Source organism: Micromonospora sp. CNZ280, from assembly GCF_011759515.1.
Genome location: NZ_JAAOYP010000003.1, coordinates 811,682 through 825,539, shown reverse-complemented (window position 1 = coordinate 825,539; position 13,858 = coordinate 811,682). Strand labels below are relative to the sequence as shown.

General features: G+C 73.7%; 13 protein-coding genes. 6 read left to right on the top strand and 7 right to left on the bottom strand.

The annotated features are described in order from the left end of the window. Window positions 1-30: 30 nt before the first annotated feature. The 5 genes from FHX32_RS25560 to FHX32_RS25540 all read left to right on the top strand — a co-directional run bounded on the left by FHX32_RS25560 (window position 31) and on the right by FHX32_RS25540 (window position 6,547). On the top strand, window positions 31-1,044 hold the full coding sequence (locus tag FHX32_RS25560) for a carbohydrate ABC transporter permease (protein ID WP_167188281.1): 1,014 nt from the start codon (window positions 31-33) through the stop codon (window positions 1,042-1,044). After that, window positions 1,041-1,937, top strand: a complete 897-nt coding sequence (locus FHX32_RS25555; RefSeq protein WP_167188278.1) for a carbohydrate ABC transporter permease — start codon at window positions 1,041-1,043, stop codon at window positions 1,935-1,937. The genes FHX32_RS25560 and FHX32_RS25555 overlap by 4 nt, the downstream gene beginning before the upstream one ends. Beyond that, window positions 1,934-4,369: a glycoside hydrolase family 2 protein gene (locus FHX32_RS25550; protein ID WP_167188274.1), complete on the top strand. Its 2,436-nt coding sequence runs from the start codon at window positions 1,934-1,936 to the stop codon at window positions 4,367-4,369. The genes FHX32_RS25555 and FHX32_RS25550 overlap by 4 nt, the downstream gene beginning before the upstream one ends. Before the next feature lie 139 nt (window positions 4,370-4,508). Then, window positions 4,509-4,847, top strand: coding sequence for a metalloregulator ArsR/SmtB family transcription factor (locus tag FHX32_RS25545; protein ID WP_167188271.1), 339 nt, complete (start codon window positions 4,509-4,511; stop codon window positions 4,845-4,847). After that, window positions 4,844-6,547, top strand: a complete 1,704-nt coding sequence (locus FHX32_RS25540; protein ID WP_167188267.1) for a SulP family inorganic anion transporter — start codon at window positions 4,844-4,846, stop codon at window positions 6,545-6,547. Before FHX32_RS25545 ends, FHX32_RS25540 begins: the two co-directional genes overlap by 4 nt. Window positions 6,548-6,708: 161 nt before the next feature. Here FHX32_RS25540 and FHX32_RS25535 read toward each other — a convergent pair whose 3' ends face one another. From FHX32_RS25535 to FHX32_RS25510, 6 genes are read right to left on the bottom strand one after another with little or no spacing between them, the layout of a single operon-like run. Continuing rightward, the gene (locus FHX32_RS25535) at window positions 6,709-7,452 is read right to left on the bottom strand and encodes a copper homeostasis protein CutC (RefSeq protein WP_167188259.1); all 744 of its coding nucleotides are present in this window, start codon (window positions 7,450-7,452) and stop codon (window positions 6,709-6,711) included. Further along, on the bottom strand, window positions 7,452-8,468 hold the full coding sequence (locus tag FHX32_RS25530) for an asparaginase (protein ID WP_167188256.1): 1,017 nt from the start codon (window positions 8,466-8,468) through the stop codon (window positions 7,452-7,454). The genes FHX32_RS25535 and FHX32_RS25530 overlap by 1 nt, the downstream gene beginning before the upstream one ends. Next, complete coding sequence (locus FHX32_RS25525; RefSeq protein ID WP_167188253.1) at window positions 8,465-9,328, bottom strand: amino acid ABC transporter permease; 864 nt, start codon at window positions 9,326-9,328, stop codon at window positions 8,465-8,467. The genes FHX32_RS25530 and FHX32_RS25525 overlap by 4 nt, the downstream gene beginning before the upstream one ends. After that, entirely contained in the window at window positions 9,325-9,969 is a 645-nt protein-coding gene (locus FHX32_RS25520) for an amino acid ABC transporter permease (protein WP_167188250.1), read from the bottom strand. Before FHX32_RS25520 ends, FHX32_RS25525 begins: the two co-directional genes overlap by 4 nt. A gap of 15 nt (window positions 9,970-9,984) precedes the next feature. Beyond that, window positions 9,985-10,938, bottom strand: a complete 954-nt coding sequence (locus FHX32_RS25515) for a glutamate ABC transporter substrate-binding protein (RefSeq protein WP_167188247.1) — start codon at window positions 10,936-10,938, stop codon at window positions 9,985-9,987. A gap of 17 nt (window positions 10,939-10,955) precedes the next feature. Next, complete coding sequence (locus FHX32_RS25510) at window positions 10,956-11,684, bottom strand: amino acid ABC transporter ATP-binding protein (protein ID WP_167188244.1); 729 nt, start codon at window positions 11,682-11,684, stop codon at window positions 10,956-10,958. Between the two features lie 192 nt (window positions 11,685-11,876). On the opposite strand from FHX32_RS25510, the gene FHX32_RS25505 reads away from it, so the two are divergent. Then, window positions 11,877-13,058: an ROK family transcriptional regulator gene (locus tag FHX32_RS25505; protein WP_208419189.1), complete on the top strand. Its 1,182-nt coding sequence runs from the start codon at window positions 11,877-11,879 to the stop codon at window positions 13,056-13,058. Between the two features lie 81 nt (window positions 13,059-13,139). On the opposite strand, the gene FHX32_RS25500 is transcribed toward FHX32_RS25505, so the two are convergent. After that, window positions 13,140-13,850: a hypothetical protein gene (locus FHX32_RS25500; protein ID WP_167188239.1), complete on the bottom strand. Its 711-nt coding sequence runs from the start codon at window positions 13,848-13,850 to the stop codon at window positions 13,140-13,142. Between the last annotated feature and the right edge of the window lie 8 nt (window positions 13,851-13,858).

Here is a 13,858-nt window from a genome sequence, read left to right as displayed (position 1 = left end):
CCCCCGCTCTTCCGGCCCTGGAGGGTCCCGATGTCCAGCAACCGTGCCGCGCCCGCGCCGCCGGGCCGCGCCGCCCGGCCCCGGCGTGGCGACCCCGCGACCGCCGCCCGCCGGCCCGCGTGGCGTGACCGGCTGCACCGCTTCGACCTGCGCGCCATGCCGTACCTGATGATCGCGCCGTTCTTCCTGCTGTTCGGAGTCTTCGGGCTCTTCCCGCTGGTCTTCAACGGCGTCGTGGCGCTGCGCAACTACCAGCTCGACGACCCGACGCTGCCGCACTGGGCCGGGCTCGCCAACTTCCGCCGCCTCGGCGGCGACGAGGACTTCTGGAACGCCCTCTACAACACCTTCGGCATCTTCCTGCTGTCCACGGTGCCGCAGCTGCTGCTGGCCCTGGTCGTCGCCGCGCTGCTCAACCGCCGGCTGCGGGCGCAGACCTGGTGGCGGGTCGGGGTGCTGCTGCCGTACGTCACCCCGATCGTTGCCTCGACCATGGTGTTCAGCGTCTTCTTCTCCCGCGACTTCGGCATCGCCAACTGGGTGCTCGGGCTGTTCGGCATCGGCGGCGCGGACGACCCGATCGACTGGCGGGCGGACAAGCCGCACGCCTGGATCGCCATCGCCACGATGGTCAACTGGAAGTGGATCGGCTACAACGCGCTGCTCTACCTGGCCGCGATGCAGTCCATCCCGCGCGACGTCTACGAGGCGTCGGCGCTCGACGGCGCCGGCCCGTGGCGCCAGCTGTGGCGGGTAACCGTGCCGATGATCCAGCCGGTGGTCGTCTTCACCGTGGTGCTCTCCACCATCGGCGGGCTCCAGCTCTTCACCGAGCCGATGCTGTTCGACCTGAACGCGCAGGCCGCCACCGGCGGCCCGGACGGCGAGTGGCAGACCATCGCGCAGCTGATCTACAAGGTCGGCTGGAAGGACCTCGACCTGGGCTACGCGGCGGCGATGAGCTGGGCGCTCTTCCTGATCATCCTGCTGGTGGCCGGCATCAACACCCTGCTGACCCGCCGGCTCTCCGGGGGCCACCGATGAGCGCGCGGAGTGCGGCCCGCGTCCCGGCCCCGCGCCGCCGGCCGGCCGCGGCCGGCCGCGCGCCGCAGGACACCCCGGCCGGTGTCGGCACGTACCTGCTGCTGGCGGCGACCATCCTGTTCTCGGCGTTCCCGCTCTACTGGATGTTCGTCATCGCCACCAGCACGGACGAGGCGCTGGCGAAGATCCCGCCCGCGGTGGTGCCCGGCGACCGGTTCGCGGTGAACCTGCGGGAGGTCTTCTCCCTGCAGGACGTCTACTTCGCCGCGTCGCTGGTGAACAGCGTGATCGTCAGCAGCGTGGTGACCGCGTCGGTGCTCTTCTTCTGCTCGCTGGCCGGGTTCGCCTTCGCCAAGCTGCGGTTCGCCGGCAGCCGGTGGCTGATGCTCTTCGTGGTGCTCACCCTCACCGTGCCCAACCAGCTCGCGGTGGTCGCGCTCTACATCGTGATGGGCGAGCTGGGCTGGAACGGCACCCTGCTCGCCGTCATCGCGCCCGGCCTGGTGACCGCGTTCGGCGTGTTCTACATGCGGCAGTTCATCGTCAACGCCGTCCCGGACGAGCTGGTGGAGGCGGCCCGGATGGACGGCGCCAGCACCATGCGGATCTACCGCACCGTGGTGCTGCCCGCGATCCGGCCGGCCCTGGCGGTGCTCGGCCTGCTCACCTTCGTGGCCACCTGGAACGATTTCCAGTGGCCGCTGATCACCCTCAGCGGCACCGACTACCCGACGTCGATGGTGGCTGTCTCCGACCTGGCCAGCGGGACGTACGTCATCTACCGCCGGGTGCTCGCCGGCGCCTTCGTGGCGACCGTACCCCTGTTGGTCATGTTGTTCGTCGGCGGACGCCAGATCGTCCGCGGGATCATGGAAGGCGCGGTGAAGTCGTGACCCCGTTGCACGAGGGCTGGACCCTGCGGGCGGTGCCCGGACCGCGGGTGCCGGCGGGGATCGCCGGCCGGACGGTGCCGGCCACCGTGCCCGGTTGCGTGCACACCGACCTGCTCGCCGCCGGGTTGATCCCCGACCCGTTCCTCGACGACAACGAGCGCGCGTTGACCTGGATCGGCCGCACCGACTGGGTGTACGAGACGACCTTCGACCACGAGCCGGGCGGCGCGGACCGGGTCGACCTGGTCTGCGCCGGCCTGGACACGGTCGCCACGGTGCGCCTCAACGGCGTCGAGGTGGGCCGCACCGAGAACATGCACCGCGGCTACCGGTTCGACGTGCGGACGGCGCTGCGCCCCGGAGCCAACACGCTGACCGTCCGGTTCGACTCCGCCTACCGCTACGCCGAGGCGTACCGGGACCGGCTCGGCGACCGCCCGAACGCCTACCCCGAGCCGTTCCACTTCATCCGGAAGATGGCCTGCAACTTCGGCTGGGACTGGGGCCCGACCCTGGTGACCGCCGGCATCTGGCAGGAGATCGGGCTGCACGCCTGGTCGACCGCGCGGCTGGCGACCGTCCGGCCGCTGGTGACCGTCGACGGAGCCGACGGGCGGGTGGAGCTGCACGTCGAGGTGGAGCGCGTCGCCGCGGTGCCGGTCACCGTGCACGCCGCCGTGGCCGGCGCCGCCGGCACGGCCACCATCGCGCCGGGGGAGCGCACGGCCGTGCTGACCCTCGCCGTCCGCGAGCCCGCCCGCTGGTGGCCCCGGGGGTACGGCGAGCCGCACCGCCACCCGCTGGAGGTGACCCTGCGCGGCCCGGACGGGCGGACGCTGGACACCTGGTCGCGGCGGATCGGCTTCCGCTCGGTCCACCTGGACACCGCGCCCGACGCGGACGGCTCGCCGTTCACCCTGTCGGTCAACGACATCCCGATCTTCGTCCGCGGCGTCAACTGGATCCCGGACGACCCGTTCCCGAGCCGGATCACCCGACAGCGGCTCGCGGAGCGGCTGCGGCAGGCCGCCGACGCCAACGTCAACCTGCTGCGGATCTGGGGCGGCGGCCGGTACGAGTCGGCGGACTTCTACGACCTGGCCGACTCGCTGGGGCTGCTGGTGCAGCAGGACTTCCTCTTCGCCTGCGCGGCGTACCCGGAGGAGGAGCCGTTCCGGACCGAGGTCGAGGCGGAGGCGCGGGAGCAGGTCACCCGGCTGGCCGGCCATCCGTCGCTGGTGCTCTGGACCGGCAACAACGAGAACCTCTGGGGCTGGCACGACTGGGACTGGCGGGAGCCGCTCGCCGGGCGGACCTGGGGCCGTGGCTACTACCTCGACCTGCTGCCCCGGATCGTCGCCGAGCTGGACCCGACCCGGCCGTACTGGCCGGGCAGCCCGTGGTCGGGCAGCGAGGAGATCCACCCGAACGACCCGGCGCACGGCACCACGCACATCTGGGACGTCTGGAACACCGACGACTACCTGAGGTACCGGGAGTACACGCCCCGGTTCGTCGCCGAGTTCGGCTACCAGGGGCCGCCGGCGTACGCGACGCTGCGCCGGGCGCTCTCCGACGACCCGCTCGCCCCCGACTCGCCGGGCATGGCGCACCACCAGAAGGCGACCGACGGCGACCGGAAGCTCCGCCGCGGGCTGGCGGCGCACCTGCCCGAGCCGCGTGACTTCGCCGACTGGCACTGGCTCACCCAGCTCAACCAGGCGCGGGCGATCGCGGTCGGGGTGGAGCACTTCCGGTCGCTGCGGCCGGTCTGCATGGGCACCATCGTCTGGCAGCTCAACGACTGCTGGCCGGTGACCTCCTGGTCGGCGGTGGACGGCGACGGCCGGCGCAAGCCGCTCTGGTACGCGCTGCGCCGCGCGTACGCCGACCGGTTGCTGACCGTCCAGCCCCGCGACGGCGGGCTGACCCTGGTCGCGGTCAACGACGGCGGGTCGCCGTGGCGGGCGGCGGTGTCGGTGACCCGGCTGACCCTGACCGGGGAGCCGCGGGCGAAGACGACGCTCGAGCTGGCCGTGCCGGCGTACGACTCGGTGACGCTGGCGCTGCCGGCGGAGCTGGCGCGGCCGGACGACGCCCGCGCCGAGCTGCTGGTCGCCGAGGCGGGCGAGTCGGCCGGCCGGGCGCTCTGGTTCTTCGCCGAGGACCGCGACGTCCGCTGGCCGGCGGCGCGGTGGGACGCGCTGGTCGAGCCGGCGGACGGCGGGCAGCGGGTCCGGGTCACCGCCGCGACGGTGCTGCGTGACGTCAGTCTCTTCCCGGACCGGCTCGACCCCGCAGCGACCGTGGACGAGGCGTTGGTCACCCTGCTGCCGGGCGAGTCGGCGACGTTCACCGTCCGGTCACCGGTGCCGCTGGACCCGGTGGCCCTGACCACCCGCCCGGTGCTGCGCTGCGTCAACGACCGCTGACGGCCCCTTGCGGAGCCTGCCGGGAACGGTCCGCCGGGCCCTTCCGGCAGGACCGTGGGATCGACTTGAACAATTCTGCAAGTGCTAAAGTCTTCATGGTTGCGCGGCGGATGGCCGGGCGGCAGGGGGAGGCGACGGCGTGTCAGTGCCGCTGTACCAGGCGAAGGCCGAGCTGTTCCGCACGCTCGGGCATCCGGTGCGGATCCGGGTGTTGGAACTGCTCCAGGACGGGCCGAAGCCGGTCCGCGACCTGCTCGCGGCCATCGACGTCGAGGCGTCCAACCTCTCCCAGCAGCTCGCCGTGCTGCGCCGCGCCGGCATGGTCAGCAGCTGGCGGGACGGCTCCCTGGTCATGTACGGGCTCAGCACCCCGGACGTGGCCGACCTGCTCGCCGCCGGGCGGCGGATCCTCGGTGCGGTCCTCACCGACCGCGACGGGCTGCTCGGCGAACTGCGGGCCGACGGGTCCGCCCGGTGACCGCCGCGCTCGCCCAGGTCCGCGACCGCCTGCTCGGCCTGCTGCCGCAACCCGCCGACTGGCGGGCGGTGCGTCGCTCGCCCCGGCGGGACCTGCTGGCCGGGGTCACCGTGGCCGTGGTGGCGTTGCCGCTGGCCCTGGCCTTCGGCGTCACCTCCGGCCTGGGCGCGCAGGCCGGCCTGGTGACCGCGGTGGTCGCCGGTGCGGTCGCCGCCGTCTTCGGCGGTTCCAACCTCCAGGTCTCCGGCCCCACCGGGGCGATGACCGTGGTGCTGGTGCCGGTGGTGCAGCGGTTCGGCGCCACCGGCGTGCTGATGGTCGGTGCGATGGCCGGGCTGGTGCTGATCGCGCTGGCGCTGGCCCGCCTCGGCCGGTACGTCCGCTACCTGCCGGTCCCGGTCATCGAGGGGTTCACCGCGGGAATCGCGGTGGTCATCGCGCTGCAACAGGTGCCGGCCGCGCTCGGGGTGGCCGACGCGCACGGGGAACGGGTCTGGGCGGTCGCCGCCGACGCGGTGGTCCGGTTCGCGGCGCACCCCGCTCCGGCGCCGATCGCGGTGGCCCTCGGTGTCGCCGCGCTCATGCTGCTCGGCGCCCGGTGGCGTCCCGGCCTGCCGTTCTCGCTGATCGGGGTGGCGCTGGCCACCGTGCTGGCGGAGACCGTCCCGGTCGAGCTGGCCCGGATCGGCGCGCTGCCCGGCGGACTGCCGGCACCGTCGCTGAGCTTCCTCGACCCGGCCGCCGTCGGGGTGCTGCTGCCCTCCGCGCTGGCGGTGGCGGCGCTGGCCGCGCTGGAGAGCCTGCTCTCCGCCACCGTCGCGGACGGCATGACGGTCGGCGAACGCCACGACCCCGACCGGGAGCTGTTCGGCCAGGGCCTGGCCAACCTGGCCGCCCCGGTGTTCGGCGGGATCCCGGCGACCGCCGCCATCGCCCGGACCGCGGTGAACGTGCGCGCCGGCGCGAGTTCGAAGCTGGCCTCCCTCACCCACGCCGTCGCGCTCGCCGCCATCGTGCTGGCCGCCGCCCCGCTGGTCGGCCGCATTCCGCTGGCCGCGCTGGCCGGCGTCCTGCTGGCCACCACGGTGCGGATGGTCGAGGCGGGTTCGTTGCGGGCGCTGGCCCGGGCCACCCGGGGCGACGCGCTGGTGCTCGTGCTCACCTTCACCGTCACCGTGGCGCTCGACCTGGTCACCGCCGTCGCGGTCGGCGTGGGCGTGGCCGTGGTGATCGCCCTGCGGGCGGTGGCCCGCACGGCCCGGGTGGAGCAGGTGCCGCTCGACCGGGGTGAGCACAGCGCCGAGGAGCACGCGCTGCTCGCCGACCACATCGTCGCCTACCGGCTGGACGGGCCGCTGTTCTTCGCGGCGGCGCACAACTTCCTCCTCCAGCTCTCCGACGTCGCCGACGTGCGGGTGGTCATCCTGCGGATGTCCCGGGTCTCCACCATCGACGCCACCGGCGCACAGGTCCTCGGCGACGCCATCGTCCGGTTGCAGGGGCGCGGCATCACGGTGCTGCTCTCCGGGATCGCGCCCGGCCACGACCAGGTGCTGGCCGCCCTCGGGGTGGCCGACCAGCTGCGTCGCGACGGGTTGGTCTTCCCGGACACCCCCAGCGCCATCCGGCACGCCCGGTCCATCGCGCTCGCCGGTGACCGGCCGGCCGAGATCGCGCCCGCCGGCGCCACCGGTCGCTGACCGGGACGCCGGCTGCGTCCGGTCTCGTCGCCGGCGCGTCGGGCCGTCCTGCCCGGTGGGGGCTGGCGTCGAACGCGCCGGCGCCACTCGGCGGAAGACGACGATCCGGCGGGGGCGCCTCCCCGCCGGATCGTCCAGTAAGGCCTTCGGTGGCCGGGCGGTCAGCCGCGGGCCGCGGCCAGCACCTGGCCGACCAGCTCGCCGGAGGTGCCGGAGCGCTCGTACTCGGGCCGGTTCAGGGTGCCGCCCATCAGCGGCCGGGGGTTGCGGTGCACCGCGGGGCTGTCCGAGCTGACCAGCGCCGCGAAGTGGTATTCCCGGGCGCCGGTGGCCTCGATGATCCGGGCGATGTTGCGTGGGGTGATGCCGCCACCCGGCATGATCACGATGCGGTCGCCGGCCCGGCGGACCAGCTCGGCGATGAGCGGCGCACCCTCCAGCACGCTCACCTCCTGGCCCGAGGTCAGCACCCGGTCCACGCCCAGCTCGACGAGCTGCTCCAGGGCCTGGAACGGATCCCGGACCATGTCGAACGCCCGGTGGAAGGTGATGCTGACGTCGCCGGCCGCCTCGATCAGCTTGCGGGTGGTGGGAAGGTCCACGTCCCCCGCCGGGGTCAGCGCCCCGATCACCACGCCGTGCGCGCCGGCCGCCACGGCGGCCTGCACGTCGCGCACCATCGCGTCGACCTCGGCCGGCGAGTAGATGAAGTCACCGGCCCGGGGGCGGACGATGACGTGCACCCGGATCCGGTCCACGCTGCGCAGCGCGGTCTCGATGGTGCCGATGCTGGGGGTCAGCCCGCCGTCGAACAGCGCGGAGCAGAGCTCCACCCGGTCGGCGCCGGCCGCCTCGGCGGCGATCGCCCCCTCGACGCTGTCGATGCAGATCTCGAATGTCGTCATCAGTCTTCTTTCTCCGTGCGGGCCGGTCCCGCGGTCCAGTCGATGGCGGCGGTGACGGCGCCCACCGGCTCGCCCCCGCCGAGCACCGGCACCCGGCGCAGCTCCGGGGCGCCGTCGACCGCCGCGCCGGCCTCGGCCAGCGCGGCGAGCGCGATCACGGTGGTGGCCCGGGGGCTGCCGTCGATCGCCTTCACGGCGACCGCGTACCCGTCGGGGGTCGCCACCCCCAGCACGCCCTCGGCGCCGCCCTTGGCGAGCACCCCGGGCAGCGCCCGCATGAGGTCGGTGTTCGGGTGGCCGTGCCACCCCCCGACGTGTTCCGGATGGCGGCGCATCGCCTCGGCCACCCGCGCCTCGGCGCTGCCCGGCTCAGCCGTGGCGAGCGCCTGGAAGGTGCGGGCCAGCCCGGTCAGCGGCAGGCCGAACAGCGGCGCGCCGCAGCCGTCCACCGCCACGGTGCTGACCGGGGTGCCGGCCAGCCGCGCCACGGCGGCGGCGATCTCCCGCTGCACCGGGTGCGCCGGGTCGAGGTAGTCGGGCGTCGACCAGCCCCGGGCGACGGCGGCGACCAGCATGGCGGCGTGCTTGCCCGAGCAGTTCATCCGGATCCGGCTGCGCCGCTCGCCGGTACGGATCAGCCGCTCCCGGGTGGCCTCGTCCTCCGGCCAGTCGACCGGGCAACCGAGCGCGTCCTCGGTCAGCCCGGCGGCGGTCAGCAGGTCGCGTACCACTGCCACGTGCCGGTCGTCGCCGGTGTGGCTGCCGGCGGCGATGGCCAGCGCCGGCCCGGCCAGCACCCCGGCCAGCGGGGAATCGGCGGCCGCCGTGGCGGTCAGGCAGGCCAGCGCCTGCGCCGGCTTGAGGGTGGAGCGGGGCAGCACCGGCTCGTCGGGTACGCCGGCGCGCAGCGCGACGGCGCCGGTCGGGTCGAGCACCACGACGCTGCCGTGGTGCCGGCTCTCCACGAAGCCGTTGCGGGTCACCCGGGCCAGTTCGGCGTACGGGCGGTCGGTCACCGGTTACCCCCTCGGGTGAGCACGGCCGGGTCCGGTCCGGCCGACCGGCCGCGGGCGGTGAACCGCCCGTTGCGGGCCTGCAGGACGCGGGCGAACTTCGACAGCGAGGCGTTGACCACCAGGTAGATCAGCGCCACCACCAGGAACGTCTGGATCAGCAGGTTGGTGTACGAGGCGAGCACCTGACCGCTGTAGAGCAGCTCGGTGTAGCTGACCACGAAACCGAGCGAGGTGTCCTTGAGCAGCCCGACCAGCTGGCTGACCAGGGAGGGGGTGAGCTGGAGCAGAGCCTGCGGCAGGACGACCAGCCGCATCACCTGGCCCCGGCGCAACCCGATGGCCAGGCCGGCCTCGGTCTGGCCCCGGTCCAGCGCCTTGATGCCGGCCCGGAAGATCTCGGCGAAGGCCGCCGAGTTGGAGACCACCAGCGGCACCACGAGCTTCCAGAACAGCGGGAAGTTCAGGCCGTACCGGGGGAGCGCGAAGAGCGTCACGTAGATCAGCAGCAGCGCCGGTACGGTCCGGAAGACCTCCACGTACCCGCCGGCCAGCCACCGTACCGGGCGGTGCGCCGACAGCCGGCCGAGCGCGAGCAGCAGCCCGAGCACGGAGCTGAGCACGGCGGTCGCCGCCGCGGCGAGCAGGGTGTTCCAGAGCGCGGCGAGCAGGTAACGCCAGATCGGCCAGGTGGTGAACGGCTGCCAACGGTCGGCGGCGAGTTCGCCGTAGCTGGCGAACCGGTGCACCGCCCAGGCGAGCCCGCCGAGGACGGCGAGCGCGCCCAGCACGGTGGCGATCCGGATCCGGCGCTGGGCGCGCGGGCCCGGCACGTCGAAGAGGATCTGCTGGTTCGGGCTCATCGGACGATCGCCAACCTTCGTTCCAGCGTGCCGGTGATCCGACCGATCAGCAGCGCCAGCAGCATGTAGGCCAGGCCGGCGCCGGTGAAGACGGCGATCGGCTGGGCCTCGACGAGGTTGACGTTGTTGGCGGCCTGGGTCAGCTCGACCACCCCGACCGCGGCGGCCAGCGAGGTGTTCATCAGCAGCGCGATGCAGATGTTGCCCATCGGCTGGATCACCGCGCGCAGTCCCTGCGGCAGGATGACGTACCGCAGGGACTGGCTGAAGGTGAGCCCGATGGCGCGGGCCGCCTCGGCCTGCCCCACCCCCACCGTGTTGATCCCGGCGCGGATCGCCTCGGCCAGGTACGCCCCCTCGTAGGCGGCGAGCACGATGGCCGCCGAGGTGAACAGCGGGAACGTGATGCCGATCGTGGGCAGCGCGAAGACGAAGAGCACCAGCAGGGCCAGCAGCGGCAGGTTCTGCAACACCTCGACGTAGACCATGCCGACGGTGCGCAGCAGCGGCACCGGGCAGACCCGCAGGGTCGCCACGACGACGCCGAGCAGCAGCGCGCCGAGGGTGGTCACGACGGTCAGCTGGACCGTCGTGACCAACCCGTGGCCGAGTTCGTCGAGGTGGGCGGTGAGGGCGTCCATGGCGGGTGGGGGTCCTCAGGAACCTTCGACGGAGCCGATCGCCGGCGGGGTCGGGGTGCCACCCTCCACCACCGAGCCGAGGGTGCTCTGCCAGACCTTGGCCCAGGTGCCGTCCGCCTGGATCTTCCTGAGCCAGTTGTTGACGAACTCCTTGAACTGGGCGTCCTCCCGGTTCAGGCCGATGCCGTACGCCTCGGTGGTGAACGGCTCGCCGACCACCTTCATCCCCGGGTTCGCCTTGGCGCCCGAGGCGAGCAGGGTGAAGTCCTGCACGTACGCGTCGCCGCGCTTCTGCAGCAGCGCCTGCACGGCCTGCGGGTCGGTGGCGAAGGCGACCTGCTTCGACCCGGGAGCGGCGGTGGGCAGCGCGGTGACCGCCGGGGTGTTCGCGCCGACGATGACGGTCTTGCCGGCCAGGTCCTGGACGCCCTTGATGCCGGTCTCGTCCTTGCGGACCGCCACGGCCAGGCCGGAGGTCAGGTACGGCCCGGCGAAGGCGACCTGGGTGGCCCGCTGCGGTGTGATCGTGTAGGTCTGGAAGACCGCGTCGACCGACTTCGCCTGGAGCATCGCCTCCCGGGTCTGGGTGCCGATGGTCACCGTCTTCACCTCGGGCTTGCCGATGATGTACTTGGCCAGCAGCTTGGCCATGTCGGCGTCGAAGCCCTCGATCTCGCCGGTCACCGGGTTCTGCTGGGACAGCAGCGGGGCGTCCAGCGAGCCGCCGACGTTTAGGTAGCCGCGCTTGCGGATCATGTCCATGGTGGAGCCGGCCGGGATCTCGGCGTCGGACGCCACCGGGGCGGCGTCGAACACCGACTGGGCCACCTTCTCGCCGCCGGACTTGCCGGGCAGGGTCGGGGCGGAGCCGCCGTCGCCGCAGCCGGCGGCGGCGAGCGCGACGGTCACCGCCGTCGCGGCCACGGTCAGCGCGCGGCGTCGCGTGAAGCTCGTGTGAAGAAACGACATGCCACCCTCCTCGGGGGTCAGTGCTGGAGGATCTTGGAGAGGAAGTCGCGCGCCCGCTCGGTGCTGGGGGCGGCGAAGAACTCGTCGGGGGTGCCGGACTCGACGATCCGGCCGTCGTCCATGAAGACGACCCGGTCCGCGGCGCGGCGGGCGAAACCCATCTCGTGGGTCACCACGATCATGGTCATCCCCTCCGCGGCGAGGGAGACCATCACGTCCAGGACCTCGTTGACCATCTCCGGGTCCAGGGCCGAGGTCGGCTCGTCGAAGAGCAGCACCTTAGGCCGCATGGCCAGCGCCCGGGCGATCGCCGCCCGCTGTTGCTGCCCGCCGGAGAGCTGCGCCGGGTAGTGGTCGGCCTTGTCGGCGATGCCGACCCGGTCGAGCAGGGCCAGCGCCTGCTCGCGCGCCTCGGCCCTGGGCACCCGGCGGACGCGTACCGGGCCGAGCGTGACGTTGTCCAGCACGGTCCGGTGGCCGAACAGGTTGAACGACTGGAAGACCATGCCGACGTCGGCACGCAGCCGGGCGAGTTTGCGCCCCTCGGCCGGCAGCGGTTCGCCGTCGATCTCGATGCTGCCCTCGCCGGCGACCTCGAGGCGGTTGAGGCAGCGGCAGAGCGTCGACTTGCCGGAACCGGACGGGCCGATCACGACCACCACCTCGCCGGCGGCCACGGTCAGGTCGACGTCCTTGAGCACGTGCAGCGGGCCGAACCACTTCTGCAGGCCGCGGACGGCCACCATCGGCCGGTCCGGGCGGGTGGGCCCGCTCCGGCCCGCGAGGTCGGGTGCCGCCGTCGGTGCCACAGCTCGCCTCACTTTCTACGATGTCCGAACAAAGTTATGCACTCCTCGAATCAACGGGGCCATCTAATGCGAGAGCACAAACTAAGTCAACAGCTTGCCGGAAGAAAGCTCGGATGCTATGAACCTCGCGTGACGATTGACGACGCCCCGCGTGACGGCCTGCGCGGCGGTCCACGGGAGCTGCTCCGGTTGGTGGCCAGCGGAGCGGCGGTCAGTCGTGCGGATCTCGCCCGGCTCTCCGGGCTCTCCCCGTCCACCGTGTCCCAGCGGGTCGAGGCGCTGATCAGCGAAGGGCTGCTCCAGGAGACCGGCGCCGGGAAGTCCCGCGGCGGCCGCCGGCCCCGGCAGCTGGCGGTGCCCACCGGCGGCGCGCTGGTCGGGGCGATCGACCTCGGCGCGCACCACGCCCGGCTCGGCACCCTCGACCTCACCGGGCGGGTCGTCGAGGCCCGCACCCGGCCGGTACGCATCGAGGACGGGCCGGAGGCCGTGCTCGGCGCGCTGCTCGACGAGGTCGCCGCGCTGGCACCCGCCGCTCCGGTGCCCGGCCAGCGGGGCGGTGCCGCCGGCGGCAGCCTGCGCGGCATCGGCATCGGCATCCCCGGCCCGGTCCAGTACGACACCGGCCGGATCGTCAGCCCCTCCCGGATGCCCGGCTGGAACGGCTTCGACGTCCGCGAGTTCTGCGCCCGCCGGACGGACGTGCCGGTGGTGGTCGACAACGACGCCAACCTGATGGCGCTCGGCGAACACCGCGCGGTGCACGCCGACCTCGACCACGCGGTCTACGTCAAGGCCGGCACCGGGATCGGCGCCGGTGTCATCTCCGGCGGCCGCCTGCACCGGGGGGCCCAGGGTTCCGCCGGTGACATCAGCCACTGCCGGGTGGTGGCCGACCCCGGACCGCTGTGCAGCTGCGGCAACACCGGCTGCCTGGAGGCGGTGGCCAGCGGCGCCGCCCTGGTCGCGGCGTTGCGCGAGCAGGGCGTACCGGTCGAGGATCTGACCGGTGTGATGCGGCTGATCGACGACGGCGACCGGCACGCCACCGCGCTGGCCCGCCAGGCCGGCCGGTCGATCGGCGAGATCCTCGCCGTCGTGGTCAACTTCTTCAACCCGCAGGTCGTCGCCATCGGCGGCCGGCTCGCCGAGTGCGAGCCGCTGCTGGCCAGCATGCGGGCCACCCTCTACGAGCGGTGCCTGCCGCTGGCCACCCAGGCGCTGCTCATCGAGCGGGTCGTCACCGGCCCCGACGTCGGCATCATGGGCGCGGCCCAGCTGGTCGTCGACCGCGTCGTCGACCCCGCCTGACGGCTTCCGGATCCTGGTCCGAAGCGGCCCCTCGCGGGGCCGTCTCTCACCAGGACCTCGTGGCGGTCCGGCGCCGCCGGGTCAGTCGGGTAGGGCGCCCAGTCCGGCCAGCAGCTCCAGGCGTTCCCCGGCGGTGAGCGCCGCGTAGATCGGCTCGTCGAGGCGGTTCGTCTCGGCCTCGATCGCCCGGCGCACCGCACCGTCGGGCAGCGCCGTGATCTCCTCGACGGTCAGCCCGGCCGCCCGCCACGCCGCCCGGTGGGCGTCGCCGCGGTGGTGCCGCAGCGCACCCAGCCGCGAGGTCAGCCGCAGCGCCGGGGACGCGTCCGGCGGCTCGTGGACCGGGGCCAGCGCCCGGAACCCGGGCCCGCCGGTGGCCAGCCCGTGCGCCAGCAGCCGGCCGACCAGGTCGGCGAGCCGGGGCACCGCGGCCAGGCCGGGCAGGTACGCCGGCGCGGCCGCCCACCGTTCCTCGGCCGCCTCGGCGGTCATCCGCTGCACAGCCGCCGCCAACTCCCGCCCGAGCCCGGTCAGCCGCCAGGCGCCCTCGGCGTCCACCTCGGCCACGCCCTGCGCCAGCTCTGCCGTCATGTCCGCGCCGACGTAGACCAGCACGTCGTCCAGCGCCCGGGCCGGCATCGGCCGGGCCAGCAGCCCGAAGTTGAAGCTCACCTCGAACCCGGGCCGCAGCCCGCGCTCGGCGTAGTAGGCGGTGATCCGGTCCCGGGCCGCCTGCCGGGCGCCCACGTACACCCGGTCGATGACCGGCCGGACCAACCCCGCGTAGCTCATGATCGTCC